At 70.4% G+C, this 25,468-nt stretch carries 23 protein-coding genes and 1 pseudogene; 20 read left to right on the forward strand and 4 right to left on the reverse strand.

Annotated features, from left to right (window positions below; genetic code table 11):
- Positions 1-343: 343 nt before the first annotated feature.
- Both AB0N07_RS37815 and AB0N07_RS37820 read right to left on the reverse strand, forming a co-directional pair.
- A pseudogene (locus AB0N07_RS37815) lies at positions 344-493 on the reverse strand (integrase); the annotation flags it as partial.
- Between the two features lie 146 nt (positions 494-639).
- Positions 640-3,999 (reverse strand): BTAD domain-containing putative transcriptional regulator, encoded by a 3,360-nt coding sequence (locus tag AB0N07_RS37820; protein ID WP_365843165.1) that lies wholly within the window; start codon positions 3,997-3,999, stop codon positions 640-642.
- 198 nt (positions 4,000-4,197) lie between these two features.
- On the opposite strand from AB0N07_RS37820, the gene AB0N07_RS37825 reads away from it, so the two are divergent.
- The 6 genes from AB0N07_RS37825 (at position 4,198) to AB0N07_RS37850 (ending at position 9,727) form a co-directional block, all read left to right on the forward strand.
- Positions 4,198-4,740, forward strand: a complete 543-nt coding sequence (locus tag AB0N07_RS37825; protein ID WP_365843167.1) for an SDR family oxidoreductase — start codon at positions 4,198-4,200, stop codon at positions 4,738-4,740.
- Between the two features lie 95 nt (positions 4,741-4,835).
- Positions 4,836-6,083, forward strand: a complete 1,248-nt coding sequence (locus AB0N07_RS37830; RefSeq protein WP_365843169.1) for an MFS transporter — start codon at positions 4,836-4,838, stop codon at positions 6,081-6,083.
- 44 nt (positions 6,084-6,127) lie between these two features.
- Positions 6,128-6,496, forward strand: coding sequence for a MerR family transcriptional regulator (locus AB0N07_RS37835; RefSeq protein ID WP_365843171.1), 369 nt, complete (start codon positions 6,128-6,130; stop codon positions 6,494-6,496).
- Between the two features lie 78 nt (positions 6,497-6,574).
- The gene (locus tag AB0N07_RS37840; RefSeq protein WP_365843173.1) at positions 6,575-7,423 is read left to right on the forward strand and encodes an alpha/beta hydrolase; all 849 of its coding nucleotides are present in this window, start codon (positions 6,575-6,577) and stop codon (positions 7,421-7,423) included.
- A 391-nt stretch (positions 7,424-7,814) separates the two neighbouring features.
- Positions 7,815-8,975, forward strand: a complete 1,161-nt coding sequence (locus AB0N07_RS37845; protein WP_365843175.1) for a transposase — start codon at positions 7,815-7,817, stop codon at positions 8,973-8,975.
- Positions 8,976-9,013: 38 nt separating this feature from the next.
- Positions 9,014-9,727 carry a response regulator transcription factor gene (locus tag AB0N07_RS37850; RefSeq protein ID WP_365843177.1) on the forward strand — a complete coding sequence of 238 codons (714 nt, stop codon included), beginning with the start codon at positions 9,014-9,016 and terminating at the stop codon, positions 9,725-9,727.
- 55 nt (positions 9,728-9,782) lie between these two features.
- Here the strand turns inward: AB0N07_RS37850 and AB0N07_RS37855 are convergent, their stop codons facing one another.
- Positions 9,783-10,538: an arylmalonate decarboxylase gene (locus tag AB0N07_RS37855; protein ID WP_365843179.1), complete on the reverse strand. Its 756-nt coding sequence runs from the start codon at positions 10,536-10,538 to the stop codon at positions 9,783-9,785.
- Positions 10,539-10,807: 269 nt separating this feature from the next.
- On the opposite strand from AB0N07_RS37855, the gene AB0N07_RS37860 reads away from it, so the two are divergent.
- The 14 genes from AB0N07_RS37860 to AB0N07_RS37925 all read left to right on the forward strand — a co-directional run bounded on the left by AB0N07_RS37860 (position 10,808) and on the right by AB0N07_RS37925 (position 24,409).
- A complete protein-coding gene (locus AB0N07_RS37860) occupies positions 10,808-11,959 on the forward strand; it encodes an isopropylmalate synthase (protein WP_365843180.1) in 1,152 nt (383 codons plus the stop codon).
- A 48-nt stretch (positions 11,960-12,007) separates the two neighbouring features.
- Complete coding sequence (locus AB0N07_RS37865; protein WP_365843182.1) at positions 12,008-12,193, forward strand: lysine biosynthesis protein LysW; 186 nt, start codon at positions 12,008-12,010, stop codon at positions 12,191-12,193.
- Position 12,194: 1 nt separating this feature from the next.
- Complete coding sequence (locus AB0N07_RS37870; protein WP_365843184.1) at positions 12,195-13,043, forward strand: RimK family alpha-L-glutamate ligase; 849 nt, start codon at positions 12,195-12,197, stop codon at positions 13,041-13,043.
- Entirely contained in the window at positions 13,040-14,095 is a 1,056-nt protein-coding gene (gene argC / locus AB0N07_RS37875; RefSeq protein ID WP_365843186.1) for an N-acetyl-gamma-glutamyl-phosphate reductase, read from the forward strand. Before AB0N07_RS37870 ends, argC begins: the two co-directional genes overlap by 4 nt.
- On the forward strand, positions 14,092-14,898 hold the full coding sequence (locus AB0N07_RS37880) for an acetylglutamate kinase (protein WP_365843188.1): 807 nt from the start codon (positions 14,092-14,094) through the stop codon (positions 14,896-14,898). Before argC ends, AB0N07_RS37880 begins: the two co-directional genes overlap by 4 nt.
- 11 nt (positions 14,899-14,909) lie before the next feature.
- On the forward strand, positions 14,910-15,473 hold the full coding sequence (locus AB0N07_RS37885) for a gamma-glutamyl-gamma-aminobutyrate hydrolase family protein (RefSeq protein ID WP_365843190.1): 564 nt from the start codon (positions 14,910-14,912) through the stop codon (positions 15,471-15,473).
- Positions 15,474-15,516: 43 nt separating this feature from the next.
- Complete coding sequence (locus tag AB0N07_RS37890) at positions 15,517-16,635, forward strand: Glu/Leu/Phe/Val dehydrogenase dimerization domain-containing protein (RefSeq protein WP_365843192.1); 1,119 nt, start codon at positions 15,517-15,519, stop codon at positions 16,633-16,635.
- A complete protein-coding gene (locus AB0N07_RS37895) occupies positions 16,632-18,299 on the forward strand; it encodes an AMP-binding protein (RefSeq protein WP_365843193.1) in 1,668 nt (555 codons plus the stop codon). Before AB0N07_RS37890 ends, AB0N07_RS37895 begins: the two co-directional genes overlap by 4 nt.
- 41 nt (positions 18,300-18,340) lie before the next feature.
- Positions 18,341-19,594, forward strand: a complete 1,254-nt coding sequence (locus AB0N07_RS37900; RefSeq protein ID WP_365843223.1) for a pyridoxal phosphate-dependent aminotransferase — start codon at positions 18,341-18,343, stop codon at positions 19,592-19,594.
- 19 nt (positions 19,595-19,613) lie between these two features.
- A complete protein-coding gene (locus AB0N07_RS37905; protein WP_365843195.1) occupies positions 19,614-20,543 on the forward strand; it encodes a fumarylacetoacetate (FAA) hydrolase in 930 nt (309 codons plus the stop codon).
- Entirely contained in the window at positions 20,540-21,928 is a 1,389-nt protein-coding gene (locus AB0N07_RS37910) for an NtaA/DmoA family FMN-dependent monooxygenase (RefSeq protein WP_365843197.1), read from the forward strand. The genes AB0N07_RS37905 and AB0N07_RS37910 overlap by 4 nt, the downstream gene beginning before the upstream one ends.
- A complete protein-coding gene (locus AB0N07_RS37915; protein WP_365843199.1) occupies positions 21,925-23,148 on the forward strand; it encodes an LLM class flavin-dependent oxidoreductase in 1,224 nt (407 codons plus the stop codon). The genes AB0N07_RS37910 and AB0N07_RS37915 overlap by 4 nt, the downstream gene beginning before the upstream one ends.
- A gap of 78 nt (positions 23,149-23,226) precedes the next feature.
- Positions 23,227-24,219 (forward strand): acyltransferase family protein, encoded by a 993-nt coding sequence (locus tag AB0N07_RS37920; protein ID WP_365843201.1) that lies wholly within the window; start codon positions 23,227-23,229, stop codon positions 24,217-24,219.
- 16 nt (positions 24,220-24,235) lie between these two features.
- A complete protein-coding gene (locus AB0N07_RS37925) occupies positions 24,236-24,409 on the forward strand; it encodes a hypothetical protein (RefSeq protein ID WP_365843203.1) in 174 nt (57 codons plus the stop codon).
- A gap of 372 nt (positions 24,410-24,781) precedes the next feature.
- Here AB0N07_RS37925 and AB0N07_RS37930 read toward each other — a convergent pair whose 3' ends face one another.
- Positions 24,782-25,264 (reverse strand): hypothetical protein, encoded by a 483-nt coding sequence (locus AB0N07_RS37930; protein ID WP_365843205.1) that lies wholly within the window; start codon positions 25,262-25,264, stop codon positions 24,782-24,784.
- Positions 25,265-25,468 lie beyond the last annotated feature (204 nt).

The following is a 25,468-nucleotide window of genomic DNA, read 5'->3' on the forward strand; positions in this document are numbered from 1 at the left end:
GGACGGCCACCCGGCGATCACCGCTGCCCGCACCCCGAAGAAACACCCGCAACCCGCCCGACACCCGTGATCAATATTCACGCGGTGGATCGAGGATGAGGGATCCAGACGCTACCGAACCTCGGGCGCCTTTTCAGGATAAATTAGGTCGCCGAATTCGTTTGAATTTTGGCAAGCCGAATGAGACCGAGGCTTCACTAAGCCTGGTTCTAACTTCGTCCATTACGCCCAGGCAGGATGAAAGGTGAGCGGCCAAGCGGCCCGCAATCAGGAACTCTGCGGCGTGGACCGCTTCTTCCGCGCTCATCGGGTGCCTCCAACGGTGTGAAGCGCGGTGTGTGTAGCGCAGTGCGTTGCCCAGGCGGAGCACCGAGCACGGATACTGACCTCGCTTGGCCAACGCATAGCCAGTGGTCCGGCTGAGGGACAGCGCACGGTTCGCCGTTTTCAGGTTCACAGCAGCCGGGAGGGTGAGCAGTTCTTCTCGCGTCAGAGCCCGAGATGCATCGGTCCGATCAGCGATCACCGATGTTCTCTACCCCGTCCGGCGCCCCATCGCCCGTACCTGGACGGGCCGCAGAACAAGCAAGGATGAATAACTAGGGCAACTCGCCCATGGCCAGCCGACCGGCACAGCGCTCAGCGCCGACGGCGCGGAGCGGGGGATTCACAGTCGGTCGGGACCTGCTGGTCGCCCTCCTGAGTGAGTCGCGCCAGGACCGGTGCGGCTTGGCGTAGCGCTTCCTCGGGGGCCAGGCGAGTGCCGTGGGCGAAGGTCTTCGTAAAGGCCGCATCGCCCAGGGTGGTGCCCGCCGCGTGGGTGATGCGGTCCACGTCGGTGCGTTCCGCCGTCGGCAGCGGTGCGCCTACGCTGCGGCGGGCCGCGTCGGCCGCGCCAAGCAGGAGAGCCGCACAGCACGCGGCGGGCCCGGTTCCCAGTAGGGCTGCCGCGCCGGCCAGTCCCTCCAGGGACAGTGCGAAGGCGCGCGGTTCGCCGAGTGTGCGGGCCACCTCCAAGCCGCGCAGATGGTGGGCCTCAGCCCGGTCGGCATCGCCCCGCAGTTCGGCTACGAAGCCGAGCTCGGCCAGCACCAGGTGGTCGCCCGCCAGTGAGGACACGTCCGCGTAGCCGTCGCGCAGGTGGCGTAGGTGCACCTCGGCGGCGTCGAGGTCGCCGGAGCGGCGGGCGCCGAGCGCGAGGCCCATCTCGGCGTGGATCTCGCCGTATTTGTAGCCCTGTTCGGCGGCGCTGCGCCGTGCCTGTTCGTGCAGGTCCCGGGCCCGGTCCCAATCGTGGGCCAGCAGCGCCAGGCGGCCCAGACCGGACAGCCGGGCCGACACCTCGGCCGCCAGGCCCAGTTCGCGAGCCATCCGCAGCCCTTCGTACTGGCGGTCTGCGGCGTGCTCGTACTCGCCCTTGATCTCGGCGAGCGCCGCGAGCGGCGACACCGTCTGCAGTTCACCCCAACGGTCACCCACCTCGCGGAAAAGCGCGGCGCTGCACCGCCCGTCGCGGCCCAGCCCGTCGAGGTCACCGCGTATCAGCGCCAGCGTGGCCCGCAGCCCGAGTGCGGCTGCGGTGCCCCACTGGTCGCCCGCCGAGGTGAACAGGGTCAGTGCCCGGTCGTTCAGCTCGCCGCTCTCGGCCGCCGCTCCTGCGCTGAACAGGCCGTACGCACATAGCCACAGCGATCGCGCCCGGCGCACCGGGTCGGGGACGGCGTCGCCGTCCGGGATGGTGGTGGCGGTGGCATGATCGCCGGTGAGCAGGGCGAAGGCAGCGTGCAGCACAGCCAGTTCGGCGTGATCGGATTCCGCGTTCGCGGCCGTCGAGGCGTCCAGGACCGCGCGCAGGCTGCGGCGGGCCTGAGTGAGGCGGCCGCGCACCAGCCACCACCAAGCCAAGGAGACAGCCAGGCGTGCTGCCTGGGCCGGGGTCCCGGCTACGGCCCGGCGCAGCGCCTCGTCGAGGGCCACCCGCAGGTTGCCGGACTCGGCGTCGAGCCGGGTGAGCCAGGACCGCTGCCCGGCGCCGCGCAGTTCGGGCTCAGCGCGTTCGGCGAGCGCGAGGTAGTGGCTCAGGTGCCGGTCGCGTACGGCGGCGATGTCCTCCATCTCGTGCAGCCGCTCGGTCGCGTACGCGGCGACGGACTCCAGGAGCCGGTAGCGAGGGCCGGTCGGTCCGGCCACCACGGCCACCAGGGACCGGTCGACGAGCCGGATCACCAGGTCGGGCACCTCGGTACCGGTGACGCCGTCACCCGCGCAGACCGCCTCGGCCGCCTGAAGGTCGCAGCCGTCACTGAAGGCGGCCAGGCGGCGCAGCACGATGCGCTCGGGCGCGCTGAGCAGCTCCCAGCTCCAGTCGATCACCGCGCGCAGGGTCTGCTGGCGCTCGGGCGCGCCGCGCCGTCCCGAGTTCAGGAGCTGGAACCGGTCGCCGAGACGGGCCGCCAGCTCGTGCACGCCCAGGGCCCGCACGCGGGTCGCGGCCAGTTCCAGGGCGAGTGGGATGCCGTCCAGACGGTGGCAGATCTCCGTGACGGCAGCGCGCTCGGCGGCGTCGCAGGCGTCCGGGGCCAGTGAGAAGCCGGGCGCCGCGGCGGCGGCCCGTTGTGTGAACAGCCGTACCGCGTCATCGGTGGGCAGCGGCTCCACCGCGAACACCTCCTCACCCGGCAGGCCGAGCGGCTCCTGACTGGTGGCCAGCACGCGCAGGCCTGGCGCAGTACGCAGGAGCAGGGAGGCGAGTTCGGCGGCGGCGTCGACGACGTGCTCGCAGTTGTCCAGGACGAGCAGCGCGCGCCGGTCGCGCAGCACGGCGGCGAGGTGGTGCGCGGGCGACCGGGCGCCGGTGCCGGAGACCGGCATGGCGGATGGCGCATGGTCGCTGATGCCGAGCGCCGCGGTGACGATCTGGGCGAGTTCGGCGGCAGTCCCGTCGCGGACACCGGAGAACTCCACGAACCAGGTCCCGTCGGGCAGGCCTTCGGCAGCCCCACCGCAGTGAACCGCGTCGGCTGCCGCCACGGCCAGCCGGGTCTTGCCCACTCCGCCCGGACCACTGAGAGTCACCAGCCGTGCAGCACACAGGAGTTCGGAGAGGTGGACGAGGGCTTCGTCGCGGCCGATGAGAGGAGTAAGGGAAGCGGGCAGGCTGGAGGGTGCGGGCCCAGCGCCCGCGTTCGCCTCCGCAGGGGGACGAGAGCTGATGGCGTCCCGCTCGCCGCGAGGATGAGGGAGGGCGGCGTTCCGCACCGCCCTCAGCTCCGGATCCTGGCGGAGCACCGCCTGGTGCAGTGCGGCGAGTTCGGGGCTCGGATCGACGCCCAGGTCGGCGACGAGACGCGAGCGCAGATCCTCGTACGCCGTGAGCGCCTCGCTTTGCCGGCCGGCCGCGTACAACGCCCGCATCTGCAGCGCGCGGAACCGTTCCCGCAGCGGATGCCGGGCCACCAGGTCGGTGAGTTCCCCGGCGAGGAGCGCCTGGTCGCCGACCGCGAGACGGGCCTCGGCCTGCTCTTCCAGTGCGGATAACCGCTGCTCTGTGAGACGCTGCGCGGCCCCGCGGACGAACTCCCGATCGGCGAAGTCTGCGTAGGCGGGCCCGCGCCACAGCTCGAGTGCCTCGGTGAACAGCGCGGCCCGGGTGCTCGGGTCTGCGACGTCGTGGGCCCGGTCCACGAGGTCGCGGAACCGGGTGGCGTCCACCTCGTCGGCGTCGCCGTCGAGTCGCAGCCGGTAGCCGGACGGCTGGCGCACCACGCGGTCCCGGCCCAGGACCCGGCGCAGTTGCGAGACCTTGGCCTGCAGCGCACCCGCGGGCCGGCCCGGCGGTCGGTCGCCCCACAGGTCGTGGATGAGGCGGTCCGCTGAGACCGGACCGCCGTCATGCGCGAGCAGATCGGCGAGCAGCGCCCTGACCTTCGCCTCGGGAACCCTGACTGCCACCCCATTGTCGTCCCACACCGTCAGTGGGCCGAGCACCCCAAACCGCATGTGCGTCACTGTACGTCACGGAACCGTTCCGCCCTCGATGGCCACCGAGGCCGCTGACAACCCGGCACCGTGCCCGACCGTAAGCCGACCATCAGCCGTTCCGAAGGTTTCCCGAAGCGGCCCGGCGCACAGTCGTGTCCGCCGGGCCGCACCACGTGCCCCGGCACAGGAGGCAGGTGCGGGGGAGGGAGCGGCGGCATGACCAAGTACGCGGGCCGGAGGGCCGTTGTCATCGGCGAGGCCACCGGAATCGGGCTGGCCATCGCCAAGCGCCTGGTGGAAGGCGGCGCCCAGGTCGTGCTGACCGCCCGCACCGCTGAGGAGCGCCGCGGCCTGTGCGCCGAACTGGGCTCCACCGCCCAGGTCGTCCCCCCGTCCGGTGTGACGGCCTGCCTCGGCCCCGGCGGCGAGATCGACCTGCTGTTCGCCGATTCGGTGGCCACCGCTTGTCAGCTGCGGTCCAGCCTCAGGGACGGCGGCGCGGTCGTACTCACGGCGCCCGGCCCACCGTCTGCCGCCGTGCAGGCACTCGCCTCCGAGCTTGTCTCCCGTGGCATCCGCGTCAACGCCGTGGCGCCGGGCTGTATCGAAGCTCCGGGCGGCGGCGGTACGCCCCTGCCACCGCTGGGCCGCCTAGGCGCCGCCGAGGAGGTCGCCCGCGCCGCGCTCTTTCTGGCCACCGACGCCACGTTCACCACCGGCGGCCACCTCCCGGTCGATGGCGGCCTCAGCCGGCCATGACACCGCACCAGCCGTGAACGACCGCTCGCTCACCCCATCGAGGCGGGCCCGAAAGCGTCCGCCCACCGCATCCCCGACAACCCTGGAGCACACGCATGAGCACCACACCGGAGACCGCGGCCGGCTCAGCCGCGCAGACCGGCGCCGCAGCGCACCGGCAGGGGGTCGGCGAACAGCCGCAGAAGCTGCCCATGTTCGCCCTGCTGGCCCTCGCGACCGCCGTCTTCATCACGAGTCTCACCGAGACCCTGCCCGCCGGTCTGCTCCCGGCGATGAGCCGTGACCTGCACGTGAGCGAGTCCGCGACCGGCCAGACGGTCACGATCTACGCGATCGGCACCGCGCTCACCGCGATCCCGCTGACCGCGATCACCGCCGGCTGGCGCCGCAAGCGCCTGCTGCTGACCGCCATGGTCGGCTTCGCCGTAGCCAACACCGTCACCGCGCTGTCCTCCGTCTACGGGCTGACCATGGCCGCGCGCTTCGTCGCGGGCATCGCGGCGGGCCTGGCCTGGGCACTGCTCGCCGGGTATGCGCGCCGACTGGCCCCGGCCCATCTGCAGGGACGGGCGATCGCCGTCGCAATGGCGGGCATTCCGGTTGCGCTCTCGCTCGGCGTGCCCGCCGGCACCTTCCTCGGCAAGGTGACCGACTGGCGCGTGGCCTTCCTCGCAATGACCGCTCTGACCGTGGTGCTGCTGGCGTGGATCGCCGCCGCCGTACCGGACTTCCCCGGCCAGGAGGGCGGCGAGCGGCCGAAGATGCTGCATGCCCTGCGCGTGCCCGGCGTGGCCCCGGTCCTGCTCGTCACCCTGGTCTTCGTCCTGGCGCACACCATCATCTACGCGTACATCGCCACGTTCCTCGACGACCTCGGCATCGGCGGGAACACCGACCTCGTGCTGCTCGTCTTCGGCGCCGCCTCGCTGGCCAGTATCTGGATGGTCGGCGCGCAGATCCACCGGCGGCTGCGTGCGCTGACCGTGGCCAGCTCCCTGCTGGTCGCGGTGGCCGCAGCGGTGCTGGCTGTGCTGGCCGACCACACCGCACTCGTCTACGTCGCCGCCGTGCTGTGGGGCCTGGGCTGGGGTGGGGTGCCGACGCTGCTGCAGACCGCGGCCGGTGAAGCAGGAGGCGAGTCGGCCGCTGATGCGGCCCAGGCCATGCTGGTCACGCTCTGGAACGTCGCGATGGCGGGCGGCGGCGTGATCGGTGGCGTGCTGCTCGACCTGAGTGGCAGCGGATCCCTGCCGTGGAGCGTGCTGCTGCTCATGCTGCCGGTGATCGCCGTCGTCGTGCTCGCCCGCAGCCACGGATTCCCGGCCAAGAGGTCGGCGGCGTAAGCGCATCAGGCGAACAAGGCGACAAAGGGCGATGAGGAGTTCGTATGCGCATCGGAGAGCTGTCGGAGCGCACCTGCACCTCCCGAAGACTGCTGCGCTACTACGAGGAGCAGGGGCTGATCGTTTCCCGGCGCGAGTCCAACGGCTGGCGCTGCTACAACGAGCGCAACGTGGACCGCGTCCGGCAGATACGCGGCCTGCTCGACGCGGGCCTGCCGACCCGCATCATCCGGCAGATCCTGCCCTGTCTGGAGGAGCCGGGAGCCATCCACGTCTCCGACGCCTCGCCGGAGATCATCGCCGCGCTGGAACGGGAACGGGACCGGATGACCAAGCGCATCCGGTTTCTGGTCCGCAACCGTGACGCCGTCGCCGCGTACCTCGACATGGTGCGCGACGGACATGCCGCCTGACCAGGCTGAGGCTGTCAACCAGCCACTCTCACAGGAAATTTGACCATCACACCAATGTCAGCATCGGACTGTGGAGCCATGACCGAAGACACTGGATCGACCCGGAACACCGACACGCCTGAGCCGGTGCAGCAACTGCTGCACCATGTCGAGTTCGGCTCCGGCACACCTGTGGTAATGCTGCACGGCTACACGATCGACCACCGGCTCCTGCTCCCTCTGGAGCCCGTGTTCGCCGCGCGCCGCGGCTGGCGGCGGCTCTACGTCGACCTGCCCGGATCCGGCCGCTCGCCGCGGCTGGCCGGGCCTGTCACGGCCGAGGCCATGGGCGAGGCGGTGCTGCGGTTCGTCGACAAGGTCATCGGCGACGAGCCGTTCGCGGTCGTGGGCATCTCCTACGGCGGTCAGCTCGCCCGGCACCTGATCGCCGAGCGAGGCTGGCAGGTCCTGGGAACGGCGCTGATCGCGCCCTTGGTCAAGCCGACAGGTGAACGTGTGCTGCCCGAGCGGCAGGTGCTCACCCGGGACGAGGCACTGCTGGCCTCGCTCGACCCGGCCGACCGCGAGGTGTTCGAAGGCATCGCGCTGTATCAGGACGACGCGGGCTGGAGCACCTTCCGCGACCATGTACTGCCCGGCATCCGCGCCCACCACCGCGAGGACGCCGCTGCGCTGCTCAAGGCGTACCTGCTCACGCAGACCCCGGAGTCCCGCTTCGGCACCCACGACGGCACACACCTGGTGGTGACGGGCCGCCAGGACCACATGGTGGGCTGGCGGGACCAGTTGGAGCTCATGGAGCACTATCCACGCGCGACCTACGCCGTCATCGACGGCGCCGGCCACAACGTCCACCTCGACCAACCGGACGCCGTACACGGCCTGGTGGGCAACTGGCTGGACACACTGGCGGCGCACCGGCGCTGAGCGACTGCACGTCGGCCCCCACAAACTGACCGCCGAAGGTATCCCCCGGCCTTCGGCGGTCGCCGGGATTTAGGCCACCCACATTTTGTTAATGAGATTTTGACACTCACCGGCCGAACCTGAATGAGGGCATCGGTATCGCGCCAAGCAGGGTTTTCCGGCCTCTGGTTCGCGCCGTCCTCCCGTGGCCGCCTACCTCGTTTGCCCTGATCAGCACGCGAAGTCGCGAAGTGCGTAAGCTCAACAGACAGAACTGTTGCCCCGACGGTATTTTGTTGCACGTGCAACATGCACGATGCACCGACCACGGTGCGAGCGTTGCGAAATACGAGGGGACGTAGCGTTTATGCCGTCGAGAGAGACACGCACTGCAACAACCCACGGCGCGCGTATGCAGGGGTTTGTCGAGGACATCTTCCAATCGCTTCACCGGGTGGAGCAACGCCGTTGGGCCCAAGCGTATCTGTGGTCTCTGATCCACGGATCCGGCAAGAAGACACCACGGCGCATGGCGCGCGCGGATTCCTTACCCGCGGCGGCAGTACGCGGGCTGCACCAGTTCATCAACGCCAGCCCCTGGGAATGGCAGCCGGTGCGCCGCAGGCTCGCCGAGCGCGTCACCGCGGGTGCGGCGCCCTACGCATGGTCGGTCGCCGAACTCATCATCCCGAAGAACGGTGACCACTCAGTGGGCGTGCACGATCGCGTGGACCCCGCGACCGGACAGCCCGTCAACTGCCAGCGTGCCTTGGGCCTCTTCCTGGCCGTCGACAACCAATCATTCCCGGTCGACTGGAGTCTGGTGCTCAGTGGCCCCTGGGACTGGGACCCGCAGCGCAGGCAGCGTGCCCGGATACCTGAGGAGGAGAAGGAGCGTCCCGTCGGCGCCTACGTCCTCGACTATGCCGCGAACGTGGTCACGCTGCCGCACGCGGCCGGGCTGCCCTGGGTCCTCGACCTGACCCGGTGTGACGATGCAGCCGGCGTGCTCGCGGGGCTGGCCCGGGAGCGGCTGGACGTGGTGTGCGAGGTCGATCCCGGACAGGTCGTGCTCGTCGGACAGCACACGCCGACCGTAAGCACCGTGGGTGCCATCATGGAGATGCGGCACGCCCGGCAGCCCCATGTGATGGTGCGGCAGACTCCGGACGGCCGCACCAAGGTGGTGCCGATCCACGCATACGCCGGCACGGTCCGGCTGCCGCAGCTGGGGGCGGGCGCCGACGGCGCCTCGCGCACATACCGGATCCTGGAGCGACCCGCCCCGGAGGGCCGACTGCCCGCCCGGTACTGGATCACCAGCCTCACGGACCTGCCAGTGGATGAGGTGCTCTCCCTGGTGCGTGGCCGGACCGCTGCCCTGTCGACGGTCTCCGTCCTGCAAAATCGGTTCGGCGTCCTGGACTTCGAAGGTCGCTCCTTCCCGGGCTGGCACCACCACATGACGATGGCGTCAGCCGCACACCTCTACCAATACCTCGACGGCGTCTCAGGCAACGCCCCTGTCCGCTCTGGCACCCCCGTGACCGAGCCGAGCAGGACCGCGAGCTGACAGCAACCGAGGGAGCCGATGAAGAGGGGACGGCAAGGGTGACGAACGTACTTGTAGTGGAGCACGATGCCTCGGCTGCCGAGGCAATCGAGCGCGACCTGCGCAGACAGGGCTACACCACGCGAAGCGTGCACACCGGGGCGCGGGCACTGCGCACGTACCGTGACGCGGATTTGGTGCTGCTCTCACTGGAGCTCGCGGACATCGACGGACTGGAGGTGTGCCGGTCGGTGCGCAGCGACGGGGACACCCCGCTGATAGCCGTGACCGACCTCGACGACGAACTGGAACGAGTTCTCGCACTGCGCGCCGGGGCGGACGACTGTGTGGCGAAGACCTGGGGTTTCAGAGAAATCGGCGCGCGGATAGAGGCCGTGCTGCGCCGTGCCCACCGCAGCGCGGCCCCGGCGAAGACCATTTCCCTGCGCCCGCTGCACATAGATCCACGCAGGCGGGAAGTACGGCTGCATGACCGGCTGGTTCCGGTCACCTCGAAGGAATTCGAGCTGCTTTACGCGCTGGCCGTGAATCCCGAAACGGTCGTGTCACGAAAAGAGTTGATGGCCGAGGTATGGGGCCACAACTGGGCCTGCACCAGCCGCACCATAGATACCCATGTGAGCAGCCTGCGGGCGAAACTCGGCTGCAGCCGGTGGATCACCACCGTACGCGGCGTCGGCTACCGGATGGGATACGGCGGAGGCCGCACCCCTGAGATGTCGGAGACGCCCGGGATACGCGAGGCGTCATAGGCCGCCGAGAGCCGGGAGCGCGTGGAGGGCCCGTACGCCGGGGGCCCTCCACGTCTCACACCGCCGTTTTCTCCAGTCGCCTCAGTAGCGAGTGCGCCTCGCCCGCATCGCTGCCGAGCAATGTGCGCCCTGCCCACCAGGCTGACGCCAGGTTGGACGTGAGCAGCGTGCGGCCTGGCTCGTGCCGGGCCAGTTCGTCGAGTGCGGCGAGCGTGCCCATGCCCGTGCCGGTGAACAACAGAGCAGTGTCGTCGGGGAGTTCGCTCGCCGCGATTCGTTCGCGTATTGCCTCGGTCGTCACCTCGTACGGGTCGTAGTGCCGGCCGCCGCCGGGCGCTGAGCGCGCAGGGACCAGCACCACCCCGTCGACCGTGAGGCCGGCCCGCTCCCAGAAGGTGCGCGAGGTGTCGGTGAGCCACGGCTGGTACGGCGAGACGAGGCTCAGCCGGCGCACGCCCAGGGCCTCGCAGGCGGCCAGGATCGCTTGCGTCGAGGACCACACCGGGAAGCCTGCCCGGTCGGACAACTCGGCGCAGAAGGCGTGATCGCCGTCCGGGCCCAGCAAGTAGTGCGAGGCGCTGCACGCCACCACGGCCCCGTCCAGCCGCATGCCGCCGAACTGACCGAGCATGTCGGGCAGGACGCGGTTATAGGACTCGAGCATGTCCCTGAGACCGAGTCCTGGTGTCACCGGGAAGCGGGCCGTGTACACGTTCACGCGGTGACCGAACAGAGTGGTGAACTCCGGTTCCGCGGTGGGGTTCTCCGGCGGGACGACGAGTCCGAGGCGGGGCAGTGAGAGAAGGTCCATGAACGGCACGGTAGGCGCAGTACAACCGTCCGATCACCGCATTCCGTCCTCTTTTTCGTACGACCGACATCGTTCTTGCACGTCCTGTCGTTCCTGACATTCCCTGACACTTTTCCACAGCCCTCTGACGCGGAAGTCGTTGCTTTGAACCGGTCTCAGCACGGAGGCTGTTGGTCAGCGCCAGCCGCATCCGTTTCCGGATTGCGGTTCACCGAACTCTTCTGGAAGCAGGGATGAAAATTCCTTTCTGGAACAAGGAGTGAACTGAAATGGCAGCAGCGGAAAACCAAGAGAAACTCCCGATCCCGCCGAAGATATCCGACGCCACACTGCGCGACTCCGCGCACATGGCAGGCGTCGAGTTCGGCCCGAAGGACGCGGCGACCGTCGCCGACCTGCTGGTGCGAACCGGCGTCGAACTGGTCGAAGTAGGCATGGTCTCCGGACCGGGCTCCAAGGACGCCCCTCTGGTCGAGGCCGTGCACGAAACCGTCGGCCCCGAGCGCAGCATGACGCTCCTCGTGGTACGGGACCGGCAGCAGGTGGCCCGGGCTCTCGACGAGGCCGAGCGCCTGGGCGTGCGCCACATCATGTACTCCATCCCCACCTCGGAGCAGCACGCCAACCTGAAGCTGGGCTCGCCGAGCGCCAAGTTCCTGCATGCGCTGGCCCGTTCGGCGATCACACAGGCCAAGGAGCGGGGCTTCCACGTCACCTTCAGCGGCGAGGACGGGGCCCGTACCCCGAGGGAGCGGCTCGTCCCGTATGTCACCGCCGGCTTCGAGGCCGGGGCCGACCGGTTCCGGCTCGCCGAGACCGTCGCCTACCTCTCGCCCTGGCAGATGGAGGCGGTGATAGCCGACCTCACCGCGATCGACGGCTCCGAGGTCGAAATCCACTCGCACAACATGTTGGGCATGGCCGTCGCCAACTCACTCGCCGCCGTCCGCGCCGGAGCACAGTGGATCTCGGCGACCGTCGGCGGCATAGGCGAGCGCGGCGGCAACGCCCCCCTGGCCGAACTGCTCACCTCGCTGCGGGTCGTGCACGGCGACACCCGCTTCGACCTCACCCACCTCACCGAGCTGTCCCGCATCGCCCTCAAGGGCTCCGGCCTCGGCGAGGCCTTCCAGTCCGGCCCGACCACGCCGCACGCCTTCGCCTACGAGCTGCCCGGTCAGCTCAGCCACCCGGAGGCCTACGAAACCCTGCCCGCCGAACTGGTCGGCAACGCCCGTGAGTTGCGGGTCCGCACCCGGCTGACCTCGGCTCTCGTCAAGTGGGCGCTGGCAGACTCCGGGATCTTCGTCGACGTCGACGCCTTCACTCCGTGGCTCATCGACCGCCAGGAGCGGGCCGGCGGCCCGCTCCTGGACCGGGATGCGATCCGCAAGGCCGCGATCGACTTCCAGTCCGTCTGAGCGACCTTCACAGCCCAACTGTTTTTCAGCTCAAGAACGGAGCTCCACATGTCCACCGCAACCCTCACCGGCGCCTGCCCGGAATGCGAGACCGAGCTGACCGTGCCCCCGGTCGTCCAGGGCGAGACCCTCTCCTGCCCCGAGTGCATGCTCACGCTGCGCGTCGAGGACATCGCAGACGGGCGGCTGACCCTGCAGATGGTCGAGGTTCAGCTGCGCGACTGGGGTCAGTGAGATGGGCCGCAAAGTCGCCGTCGTCGCAGACCGGATCGCCTGGGAGGAGCGTCAACTGATCCAGCGGGCGGATGAGTTCGGCCTCTCCCTCGACTGGGTCAACGACGAGTCTCTGTGCCTCGGCCACTCCGACGCCCCGTCCGTCCGGGACTACGACGCGGTGCTGGTGCGCAGCCGCAGCTACACCCGTGGCGGCCTGGTCGCGAGCCTCGCCGAGGCCGCCGGAGCACGCACCCTCAACACGGCCCGGGCGATCCACGCCTGCGAGAACAAGGCCGCGCTGCGCACCGTCCTGCGCACCGCCGGCGTCCCGGTGCCGGACTTCCGGCTCGTGCTGTCACGCAAGGACTTCGAGCAGGCGCTCGCCGAACTAGAACTCCCGGTGGTGCTCAAGCCGGTCTTCGGCGGCATGGGCAAGCGGGTCACGCTGATCCGGCACGCCGACACCGCGCAGTCCGTGTACGACTACATCGAGGACCTCGGCCACGCTTTCGAGCAAGCCTGCCTGGTCGAGCCGTACATGGGCGGCACCTCGGTGCGCTGCCTGGTCGTCGGCCATGAGCTGGTCGGCGCCGCGGAGTTCGCCAGCGGCGGCACGGACTGGCGCAACAACGCCGCACTCGGCAACGACAGCCGGGCCGTCGCCCACGACCCCGACGTGATCAAGATCGTCGAGGCTGTGACGGCGGAACTCGGGCCCGGCATCTACGGAGTCGACCTCTTCCGCACCGCCGACGGCTACGTCGTCAACGAAGTCAACCACGCCCCCGGCTTCCGGGCCGTGGCCTCGGCCACCGGCGCGGACGTCGCCTCGGCCATCGGCCATTACGTGCAGGAGCTGCTCGCATGATCCGCGTAGGAGTCGTCGGTGCCTCCGGGCTGGCCGGCGGCGAACTCATCAGGCTGATCACCCAGCACCCCGACCTGGAGCTGACCTTTCTCGGGGGCTCCTCCAACATCGGCAGGCGCCCGGCCGAACTGCACCCGGGTCTGCGCATCGACACCGGCCTGACCGTACAGCCGGTCGCCGAGGAGGTCGCCGACCAGGTCGACGTCATCCTGCTGGCCACCCCCGCCCCGGTCTCCGCCGAACTGGCCGCGCTGCTCGCCGACCGTGTCCCGGCCGTCGTCGACCTGAGCGGCGCCTTCCGCATCCGCACCCAGGAGCGGCACACACGCTGGTACCCGAAGGTCCAGCGGCGCGCCGACCTGGCCGACCGGTTCGTCTACGGCGTGCCGGAGCTGGTGGGTGACCAGCTGGCCGACGCGGCGCTGATCTCGCTGCCCGGCTGCTACGCCACCGCGATCACGCTCGGCCTCGCCCCGCTCACCCTCGGCCTCGGCCTTGACCTGAAGACCGTCGTGGTGGACGGCAAGAGCGGCTCCAGCGGCGGCGGCCTGCAACTGCGTACCACCGACCTGCACCCCTTCCGCAACGGCGCCATCGCACCGTACGCGCCCACGGGTCACCGGCATGCGGCGGAGGTCAGCGACTTCCTGGAGCGCAGCAAGCCCGGCACGCTCGGCTCGCTGAGCATGTCGGCGTACGGCGTCTCTCATGTGCGCGGGCTGCTCACCAGCAGCTATGTGTTCACCGACGGCGAGGTCGACCAGCGCACGCTGCAGCGGGCGTACCTGCGCTTCTACAAGGAGCACCGATTTGTGCGGGTGCGGCGGCACGCCGAGACGCTGATCCCGGTGCCGGACCCGCAGGCGGTGCTCGGCTCCAACTACTGCGATGTGACGGCGATGTACGACGAGGAGGGCGGCCGGATCGTCGTCCTCGCTGCCCTGGACAACCTGGTCAAGGGCGCGGCGGGCCAGGCCGTGCAGGCGGTGAACCTCCGGTTCGGGCTGCCCGAGGAGACGGGTCTGACCATGCACCCGGTGATGCCCGCATGAGCCCGACCCATGACCCACGAGAGGCCCCGGCCGTCGTGAAACTCGGCGGCAGCTGCCTCGACGACCTCGACGGCGCCTGGTGGGACGACCTCGCCCGGCTGGGCCGACAGCGTCCGCTCGTCCTCGTGCACGGCTGGTCCAAGCCGCTGAGGAAACTCAGCGCCCGCTACCGCGAGCCATCGGCGATCCTGCGCGACCGGTACGGCAACCAGAGCCGCTGGACCACACCCGAAGTCATCGACGACATCAAGACCGTCAGCGCCCGGCTCGGCATCGAGGTGCTTGAGCGGCTGGAACGGCGCGGCCTGCGTGTCGAACGACTACTGGGCAGCGACGGACTGCTCGCCGCGGGTGAGGCGGAGCGCTGGTGGTGGCAGGACAAGCGACTGGTCGAGCTGGAGAACCTGGTAGGCCCGGTCACCGGCGCGGACCCGACCCTGCTGAAGGATCTGGAGCCCGGCGACGCCCGGCTGGTCACTCCGCTGGCCCGCAACACGTCGGGCCGGGAGGTCAACACCGACGCCGACCGGGCCGCCGCCGCTCTCGCCGGCGCCGTCGGCGCACCCGACCTGGTGCTCGTCACCGACGTAGCACACCTGCTGATCGACGGCGAGCCGGTGCGCAAGATCGGCGCCGAGGCCGCTGCCGCGTTCCGCGACAAGGGCGCCACCGGCGGCATGCGCAAGAAGCTGCGGGCCGCCGGCGAAGCCCTGGAGCGCGGTGTGGGGCGGGTCGTCATCGGCAGCGCGCCCGTCACCGATCTGCTCGCCGCCCGCACCGGCACCGTCATCACGCGAACGTGAGGAGTACATACGTGGCGCAGCCCCGTGTCCTGGTCGTCAACAACGGAACCCTGTCCCTGCCCCAACTGCGCCGCCGCTTCGAGGAGTTCGGCTCGGCCACCGACGTGGTCGACGCGCTGTCCGTGCCATCCCGACTCGACGGCCGCTACCAGGCGATCGTGCTGAGCGGCACCAAGGTGCGGGCCTACGACCGCGACCATTACAAGCCGCTCGTCGATCTCGTCATGACCGCCGATGTGCCGGTCTTCGGGATCTGCGGCGGCATGCAGATCCTGGCGGTCTCGGCCGGTGGCCGGCTCGCAGAGGGCCCGCAGCGGGTCGGCGGCTACGAGGTGCAGGTCGACAAGGAAGAGCCGCTGTTCACCCACGTCAAACCGACGGTAACGGTGTTCCACCGGCACACCCTCTATCTCCAGGAGGCCCCGGAGGGCTTCCGCTCCATCGGCCGCTCCGCGCACGCGCCCGTCGAGTTCCTCCGCTCCGACGACGGACGCATCTTCGGTTCCCAGGCGCATCTGGAGTTCCGCAGCGACGGCCAGGAGATCCTGCGCGGCTTCACGCAGCTCTACCGGTGACCACCGCCGATTCACCTACTCACCCAAGGACTTGGGAGTTGCCATGAGCATTTTGGAAGACACGCAAGAGCCCGCCTTCACCGTCCACCTGACTGGCAGCGGCGGCCCCATCAAGGGCTGGGTGGTGGTCGACACGCTCGTCGACGGCCTGGCCATGGGCGGGGTGCGGATGACCCCGGGGGTCACCGAGGAGGAGGTCCGCGGACTGGCCCGTGACATGACCGACAAGTTCACGCTCGCAGGGCTGCGCATCGGCGGCGCCAAGGGCGGCATCGTCTCCGACGGCAGCAACCGCGAGGAGACCTTCCGTACTTTCGGCCGGACCGTCAAGCCTTTGCTGTACGGCGGCATCCACCTCGGCATCGATATGGGTGTCACCTCCGCCGACCGAGCCGTCTTCTTCTCCGAGGCCGGCTACGACCCGCGCTACCGGCTCGGTGCCCCGGACATGCCGGTCGATTGGCGTACCTACTACGAGCCCCTGATCGACGTCACCGGACACGGCGTCGGGGTGGCAGCGGTCACCGCCCTGGAGGAACGTGGCCGGACAGAGTCGGCCCGGGTCGTGGTGCAGGGCTTCGGCACGGTGGGCCGGGCGGTCGCACAGTTCCTGGAGGACCGCGGGCACGTCATCGTGGGCGTCGCCGACATCGACGGCACCATCAGCGCGGACCGGCTGCCGGTGGCCGATCTGATCGCCGTCACCGACGAGTTCGGGCGGATCGACCGCTCGCGTCTGCCACAGCACGTCGCTCTCTCCGCCGAGCCGGACGCCTGGCTCGACGTAGACGCCGACCTGCTGGTCCTCGCGGCACAGAAGTACGCGCTCACCGCCGAGAACACCCACCGTCTGCGCGCCGGACTTGTCGTCGAGGGTGCCAACCTCGCCTCCAGCGCCTCGGCCAAGGAGAAGGTGGCCGCTTCGGGCGGCATCCTGGTCCCGGGCGTGATCGCCAACATCGGCGGGGCCGCGTCCGCCGCCCTGGCCGTCACCCGGGTCGTGCCCTTCGACCTGGAGGCGGAGGCACGCAAGGCGTGGGTGTTCGACTGGGTCGGAGACCGAGTACGGCAGAACACCCGGGACTTGCTGGAGATCGCGGCCGACCGGGCGGGCGACCCGCTGCCGGAGCTGCTTGCGGCCCGCCGGAAGGACCGCCGATGACTGCCCCGGCCGAGGCCGCGCACCCCGGCGCGGCCGGCGCGGTGTCCGGCGAACGCGCAGCCGAGTTCCGGCGGCGCGGCTGGTGGCGCGACGAGACCTTCCTCGACGACCTGCACCGCCAGGCACGCGAGCGCCCGCACCGGCCGGCGATCGCCGGGCGCCGGATCGCCGAGGCGCGCACCGACACGCTGGACTACGCCGAACTGGCCCGGCTGACCGACCGGTTCGCGCTCGCGCTGCTCCGGCTCGGCGTGCGCAGGGGTGACGTCGTCGCAGTACAGCTGCCCAACCGGTGGGAGATGGTGCCGCTGATGTTCGCGTGCATGCGCGTCGGCGCCGTCGTCTGTCCCATCTCGCCGATCTGCCCGAAGGACGAGCTGCGGCATCGCCTCGGACTGACCGAGGCCCGGGTGTGCGTCACGCTCCCCGAATGGTCGGGCACGCCGCTGGCGGAGATCATCACCGGGCTGCGGGCCGAACTGCCCGCACTCGGCCACGTCGCGGTGGTGGGCGGCCCGGTGCCGGCCGGCGCGCTCTCCTTCCACGCCCACTTCGTGGCCGAGGATCGCGAAGAGGAGTTCGGCACAGCCGAGTTGGACGGTTTGGCGTTGAGCGCCGACGAACCCTTCGTGGTGCTGTTCACCTCGGGTACCACCGGCGAGTCCAAGGGCGTACTGCACAGCCAGAACACGGTGCACTCCGCTGTGCGTGGCTACGTCGACGCCTTCGGGCTCGGCGACGACTGGGTGGCAGCGGTGTCCACGCCGCTCGTGCACTACTCCGGCTTCGCGCAGGGCGTCCTCGCGGGCGTCATGCTCGGCGGCACCGTCGCCTTCCAGGACGTGCGCAGGAACGAGGCGCTGCTGGACCTGGTGGAGCGCTACGGCGCCACGCTGCTGTACGGGCCGCCGGCCACGCTCGCCGACGTCGCCGCCTCGCAACGGGCGGAGCAGCGGGACACGAGCACGCTGCGGCACGTCGTCATCGGCTCGGCGCCGGTTCTCAAAGAGCTTGCCGACGAGGTGCACGCGACGCTCGGCGCGCGGACCTTCTCGCTGTGGGGCATGTCGGAGAACGGCCCGGTCACCATGACCCGTCCCGTCGACCCCGAGGACTGGGCCGCACACAGCAATGGTCGCGCGATCGACGCCATGCAGACCCGCATCGAGGCGGCCGGAGCTGATGGCACGGGCCGTCTCAAGGTGCGCGGCGCGTCGCTCGCGCTCGGTTACTACCGCCGCGAGGAGGTCTTCGCTGCCGAGTTCGATGCGGACGGCTGGTTCGACACCGGCGATCTGGCTCGGGATGACGGCCGCGGCGGCATCCGTATCGTCGGCCGGGCCCGCGACGCCATAGTCCGGGACGGGCAGGTCGCGCCCATGACCGAGCTTGAAGCGGTCATCGGCAGCCATCCAGAGGCCATCGAGGCAGCGCTGGTCGGCCTGCCGCCCGCGACCGACGGCGCCGACCCCGTGATCTGCGCGGTCGTGGTGCCGCGCGGTGAGCAGGGCCCGACACTCGACCAAGTCCGCGCCAGGGTCCGGGAGTCCGGACATGACGAGCGCTTCCTGCCGGACCGCGTGGAACTGTTGCACGCGCTGCCCAAGACCCTGACCGGCAAGGTCCGCAAGGCCGAGCTGCGCCAGCGGTACGGGACGGGGTGAGCTGCGTGCGCACGGCCCCACGGCGAGCCGCCGCCGTCCCCATGTCGGCGACGCTCGCCGCCGACGCCGCCCTTGACGAGCGGCGCCGCGCGGGACAACGCGTGCTTCCCATGACCAGCGGCGAGATCGGCCTGCCCGTGCATCCGGCGCTGCGCGAACGGCTGGCCGCCGCGGCGGAGGAGAACGCCTACGGCCCGGTGGCCGGCAGCCCCGCACTGCGCGAGGCCGCCGCCGGCTACTGGCAGCGGCGCGGCCTGTCCACCGATCCCGGGCTCGTGGTCGCCGGCCCGGGCAGCAAGGCGCTGCTGTTCGCGCTGCTCCTCGCGATCGGCGGTGACGTGGTGGTGCCCGTGCCGAGCTGGGTCAGCTACGCGGCGCAGGCCCGGCTCGCGGGCGGGCGCCCGCTGCCGGTGGCGATCCTGCCGGGCGAGGGCGGTGTCCCGGATCCGCAGCGGCTGCGCGAGGCGGTCTCCGTCGCGCGCGCCGCAGGGCAGGACCCGCGCGCCGTCGTGGTGACGGTGCCGGACAACCCGACCGGCACCGTCGCCTCCGCCGGGACCGTGCGGTCCCTGGCCGAGGCGGCCCGCGACCTCGACCTCGTCGTGGTCTCCGACGAGATCTACGGCGACCTCGTCCACGACCCTGATCGCGCGGCGGTCTCCCCGGCGGCGTACGCCCCGGAGCGCACGGTCGTCACCACCGGGCTCACCAAGAACCTGGCGCTGGGCGGCTGGCGTACCGGCGTGGCCCGGCTGCCCGACAGTCCTGCCGGACACGAACTGCGCACCCGGCTGATCTCCGTCGCCAGCCAGATCTGGTCCAGCCCGCCCGCCCCGGTGCAGACGGCCGCGGCCTACGCCTTCGCCGAGCCACCGGAGATCACCGCGCGGATCGCAGCGAGCAGGCGGCTGCACGCGACGGTGGCCCGTGCGGCAGCCGCCCGCTTCACGGCGGTCGGCGCGGACGTCGCACCGGTGACCGCCACCTGCTACCTCTACCCGGACTTCGAAGCGCTGCGCGCCCGCCTCACCGAGGCACACGGCGTCAGCCGCGGCGAGGACCTGGTCCGGTTCCTCGTCGAGCGCCACGGCGTCGGCGTCCTGCCGGCAAGCGCCTTCGGCGAGCCGAGCAGCGCGCTGCGGATCCGCACCGCCACCAGCCGCTTGTACGGCGACACCGACGAGCAGCAAACCGCCGCACTGAGCGCTCTCGACCCGCTTGCCCTGCCCTGGATCAGCCAGGGCCTCGCCCACCTCGGCGAAGCCCTGGCCGACCTCAGCACTCCCCGCCACTGACCGCACCTGGAGGCCTCTCATGTCCCAGTCCCTGCCGCCTGTCCTCACCGAGGTCGCCTACGAGAACGGCCGCTACGTCGCTTTCGACCGACCCTTGCCGGGCGAACCACAGACGCTGTACCGGGTTGCCGAGGGCGCCCTGGCTGCCGCGTTCTCCGCCACCGACGGCTCCGCGGACGCCGTCAGGACCGCTGTCGCCGAGGGCGCCGAGACCGCCGTCGTCATCGCCGGCGACGCGAGCGTGCGCCCGCTGGTTCCGCTGCTGCCGTCGACGTCCGGTTCCGCGCTGCTGAGCGGTTTCATGGGCACGCACAAGAAGAAGTGGGGCGGGCAGAGCGCCCCGGAGGAAGGCGAGTTCACGCCGCCCAAGTGGTTCTTCAAGGGCTTCGGCGACTGGGCGCGGCTGCCCGGCGAGCCCCTGACCGTGCCCGCCCACCCGATCGCGCTCATCGAAGAGCCGGAGGTCGTGCTCGTCTACGTCAACGACGCCGACGGCACGCCGCACTACGCCGGTTACACCTTCGGCAACGACCTGTGCGACATCGGCCTGCACCGCAAGGACCCCGGTTACAACCCGTACTGCAAGCTGTGCGACACCGCGCTCGCTCCCTGGCTGTTCCTCGGCCCGCCGCCGCGCTCGGCGACCGGCCGGGTCACCATCGTGCGGGACGGTGCGACCGCCTGGGAGGGCAACTTCGACTGCGGCAGCGACGCGCTGTACTTCCGGGTCCGGGACATGGCAGACCACCTGTTCTCTTTCCCAGCGGTGCGCCGGCCCGGCCTGGTCAACTATGTGCTCCTGGGCGCCGACGAGGCCAGCTTCCACGACGGCTTCCAGATCGCCGACGGCGACCGCATCGGCATCGACGTCAAGAGCCACGGGGTCACCTTCGAGAACACGGTGCGGTACGTCTCCCCCGCCGCCGCTGCCCCGCTTCCGGCCTCATGAGCAGCCCGGCCCCCGCCGGACGCAAGCAGGTGCACCTCGCGGCCCAGCTGCCCGGCATCCACAATGTGACCGTCTGGTCAGACCCGCGCTCGAAGAGCCAGATCGCCTTCGACTCCTTCCTGCACCTCGCGCAGACCGCAGAACGCGGCCGCTTCGACTTCTTCTTCCTGGCCGAGGGCCTCAGACTGCGCGAGCGCAAGGGGCAGCTGTACGACCTGGACGTGGTGGGCCGGCCGGACAACCTCACCCAGCTGAGCGCCCTGGCCGCGGTCACCACCCGGCTCGGACTCGCCGCGACCGTCAACACCACCTTCAACGAGCCCTATGAGGTGGCGCGCCGGCTGTCGACCCTCGACCATCTCAGCGCCGGGCGCACCGCCTGGAACGTGGTCACCAGCTCCGACGCCTTCACCGGCGAGAACTTCCGGCGGGGCGGTTTCCTCGCCGAGGCCGACCGGTACGGGCGCGCGGCCGAGTTCCTGACGACCGCGCGCGAGCTCTGGGACAGCTGGGCCGACGGCGATGTGCGCTCCGACGCCGTGGCCGGCGAATACATCCGGGCCGGAGCCGGTCGCTTCGCGCATCCCGGGCGGCACTTCGACATCTCCGGCCGCTTCCCCACCCCCCGCCCGCCGCAGGGGCATCCGGTGATCATCCAGGCGGGCGACTCGGACCCGGGCCGCGAGTTCGCCGCCGCCGAGGCCGACGTCGTCTTCAGCAAGTACAACCGGCTCGACCAGGCCCGCAGCTTCTACCGGGATGTCAAGGGGCGCCTGGCCCGGCACGGCCGCACCCCGGACCAACTGATGATCCTGCCCACGGCGACCGTGGTGGTGGCGGACACCGATACAGAGGCTGCCGCGTATGCCGACGAGATCACGCGCGCCCAGATGAGCCCGCAGACCGCGATCGCACACCTGGAGGCCGTCTGGGGCCGTGATCTGTCCGGTTACGACCCCGACGGCCCACTGCCGGACATCGACCCCGACCCCGACTCGCTGACGTTGAAGGGCCATTCACTGTTCCGCCGGGGCCGCGCCGAGACGGCGCGGCGCTGGCGGTCCCTCGCCGAACGGCGCGGCCTGAGCATCCGCGAACTGGCCATCGAGGTCAGCGGCGGCCAGACCTTCGTCGGCGCCCCGCGCACGGTCGCGGACGCGATCGACCACTTCGTGCAGACCGGCGGCGCCGACGGCTTCGTCCTCGTCCCGCACCTGACCCCCGGCGGCCTGGACGACTTCGTGGCCCAGGTCGTGCCGCTGCTCCAGGACAAGGGGGTGTTCCGGCGGGACTACACGGGCAGGACGCTCCGTGACCATCTGGGCCTGCCGCACGACAGGGGAGAAAACGCGGCAAACACGGCTGCCGAGGAGGAGGCCTCGTGACCGCATCCCCGCTGCATCTCGCCGTCGCCCTGGACGCCGCCGGCTGGCACCCGGCGGCCTGGCGGGCCGAGGACGCCCAGCCCGGCGCGCTGTTCACCGCCAAGTACTGGGCGGACCTGGTCGCCGAGGCCGAGCGCGGTCTGCTCGACTTCGTCACCTTCGAGGACGCGCTCGGCATGCAGTCCGCCGCATTCCACCAACCCGACGACCGTACCGACCAGGTTCGCGGCAACCTGGACGCGGTCCTGCTCGCGGCCCGCGTGGCACCTCTGACCACGCATATCGGCCTCGTCCCGACCGCCAATGTCACCCACACCGAGCCGTTCCACGTGGCCACCGGCATCGCCACCCTCGACCACGCGAGTGGCGGCCGGGCGGGCTGGCGCCCGCAGATCGCCGCACGCGCTGCCGACGCCGCCCACTTCGGTCGCCGTGCGACGCCGCAGCTCAGTGACGACGACGTGCGCGACCCGGAGCGGATCGGTCGGCGGCTACGCCCCCTGTTCGACGAGGCCGCCGATGCAGTGGAGGTCGCCCGGCGGCTGTGGGACAGCTGGGAGGACGACGCAGAGATCCGGGACGCAACGACCGGCAGGTTCATCGACCACCGCAAGGTGCACCACATCGACTTCACGGGCGACAGCTTCAGCGTCCGCGGCCCCTCCATCACCCCGCGCCCGCCGCAGGGACAGCCGCTGGTGACAAGCCTGGCGCACGCCTTGGTGCCGTACGAGTTCGCGGCACGCTCATGTGACGTCGTGTACGTCACGCCGCACGACCGCGTGGGTGCCACGGCTGTCCTCGCCCAGCTGGACACGGCCGCCGATCGCACCGGCCGCGACACGCGTGCGTGGCCGTTGCTCCGGTTCGCGGAGCTCCTGGTCTTCCTGGATGCCGAGCCAGGCGCTGCCGCGAACCGCAAGGCCCGCCTCGATTCCCTGGATGGCGCCGAACTCGCCTCCGACGCCGAGGTGTTCACGGGCACTCCCGGCGAACTCGCCGACCTGCTGCTGGACTGGCGCCAAGCCGGGCTCGACGGCTTCCGGCTGCGGCCCGGCACGCTGCCGCACGACCTCCTGGAGATCACTCGCGGGCTGGTACCCGAGCTGCAGCGACGCGGAGCGTTCCGCACCGCCTACGACGCGACGACGCTGCGCGGCCACCTGCACCTGGCCCGCCCCAACAGCCGTTACGCGCAGGTGAGTCCGCCCGTACAGTGACGATCCTCACCCCCGAAATCGGCTTGACCCTCACACTGAGTGTGAGGGTGTGAGGGTACGGGGGTGACCACCCATGCGTTGACATCCACCCCTACCGACATCCCTGTCCGTACGGAGAAGTCACCGGTGCGCCCGGCGGCGAGACAGCTCACCCTCATCGCAGCCGCCCGTCTGCTGCCGTCCTTCTGCATCCTGGCCTCGCATCTGTCCTTCGAGCAGGTCTTCCGGGACCACGCGGTGCAGGAGACGTACTACCGCATTTTCAATCCCGCCGGCTTCAACGCGGTGTCGTTCTTCATCGTCCTCAGCGGCTTCATCCTGACCTGGATATCCGCACAGCGCCCGCCGGACCGCGGCTTCCAGGCCCGCCGATTGCTGCGCATCCTGCCGGTGCACTTCCTGACCTGGGCTGTGATTGTGTGCGCCTTCGCCGCCACCTTCCCGGCCACCGGCCTGTTCGCCACGCTCACCCTCCTGCAAGGCTGGTTCCCGGACCACAGCATCTACTGGGCGGCCAACGCCCCGGCGTGGACTCTGTCGACCGAACTCGTCCTGTATGCGGTGTTCCCGGCCGCGTGCAGATTCCTGGCCCGCCGCGGCGACCGGTTCCTGTTCGGCCTGCTGGCCGGTCTGGTCGCGGTCGTGCTGCTGTTGCCGCTCGTTCTGCAACTCCTGCCGGACGGCGCGACCTTCGCGAACGCAGCGTTCACTGAGCACGGCCACCTCGTCCGTGTCTCCGAGTGGAAGTACTGGCTCGTCTACGTCTTCCCGCTCACTCGCGTCCTGGAGGCTCTGTGCGGAATGCTGGTCTGCCTGCTGGTGCTGCGTGGCAGGTGGACTCGGAACGTCTGGCTGCCCACGGCACTGCTCGCGCTCGCGGTGGTGGTCGAGGAGCTTTGGGCACCGATCCTGTTCGACCTGACGGCGTTGACGATCCTCCCGATCATCCTGCTCATCGGCGCCCTGGCGGCCAAGGAGATCGCCCGCTGGAACGCCCCGGGTGCCACGGAGAACCGCGCCGTCACCCGCATCTCGACCTACGGCAAGTACACCTTTGATATTTACATGTAACCAGTGGGCCTTCATCATGGTCTGCCAGCGGTATGTGCACCCCTGGGGCAACTCGGTCGCCGAGGGTGTGCTTTTCGTCATTGCCTTCTACGCGCTGTGCGTCGTCGTCTCCATGATCTCCTACCGCTTCGTCGAGACACCGGTCAACCGCTTCATGAAGCCTGCGATCGCTACGCACGCGAAGCGATGACAACCAAGAGCGCCTTGGCTGAAGGCCGGGGCCAAGGGCGAGTGCCACCTGCGGGGGCTGATGCTGGACGACCGACGCAAGTCGATCCAGCCGACGGCCCAGCGGCTGCCGGACGGGAACACTCCCGGCTCCAGGAACGGCTGGTGCGGGGGTTGGACAGCGCGGCGCCGCGGCTCTGACCGGCTCCGCCACGTCCTGGCCAGCAGCCTCAACCAGCCCCCGCCCGCGGCCACCGCCGCGCCGCCGACTACCTCGAACACCTATGCAGGGCAAGTGGACCGGGGAACAGGTCGGGCCTGATGGCACTGTGCCGGGACCGATTCCAGCCCACGTGGGCTCCGAGGATGCCCAGTCCGATGACGGCAACCACGTTCAGGCCGCTTCCCGGAGCCGGTCCTCACGCACGCCCCCTTCCCAGATCACGGGCGAACTCAGCTCTCCTTTCCAGCATGCAAGCGTCGCGGTCAACCCGCGGGCGAGCCCGGTTATCCCGGGTAGTCGAGCGTCGCGGGCGTTGCTGATCCAGTTCGGCTGGCCGGCACCGGTATGTCGACTGAGCATGCGGGCGAAGTCCCGGACGAGGTCATGGGTTTGCTCCAGTTCCGGGCAGGCGTTGAGAACGGCCTTGAGATGCTGGACTTCGTCCTCGGTGAGGGTGTCGGGATGCCGGTTGATCCAGCCTGATGGATGTCGAGACGGCTGGTGCGTGAGCGGCGTCCGGCGACCATGTCCTGCCCGGCGGGCAGCGCGGGCGTATCGCTGGACGGTGTGCCGCCCCCGGCCCAGGTGGCGGGCGATGGCACGTAGCCCCATTCCCTCGCTCAACACGCCATCCAGGGTGTGACGGGTGCGCATGCGCTCGGCGCGCCGACAGCTGGGCAAGGCGAGTGGCGTCGATTCGTCCTCACCCTCGCCGTCGGTCTGAGCACCGGCTTATGCCCGGTCGGGCTGTGGGACAGATCTGGCTGTCCGTGTCCACGACCTCATCGAAGCCGACTTCCTCCGGCTCACCCCATGTCCAGAACCCCATCGCGCCGCCTCCCTTCTCCCCCGGGCCCG

This window comes from Streptomyces sp. NPDC051172, from assembly GCF_040682555.1.
Lineage (GTDB): Bacteria > Actinomycetota > Actinomycetes > Streptomycetales > Streptomycetaceae > Streptomyces.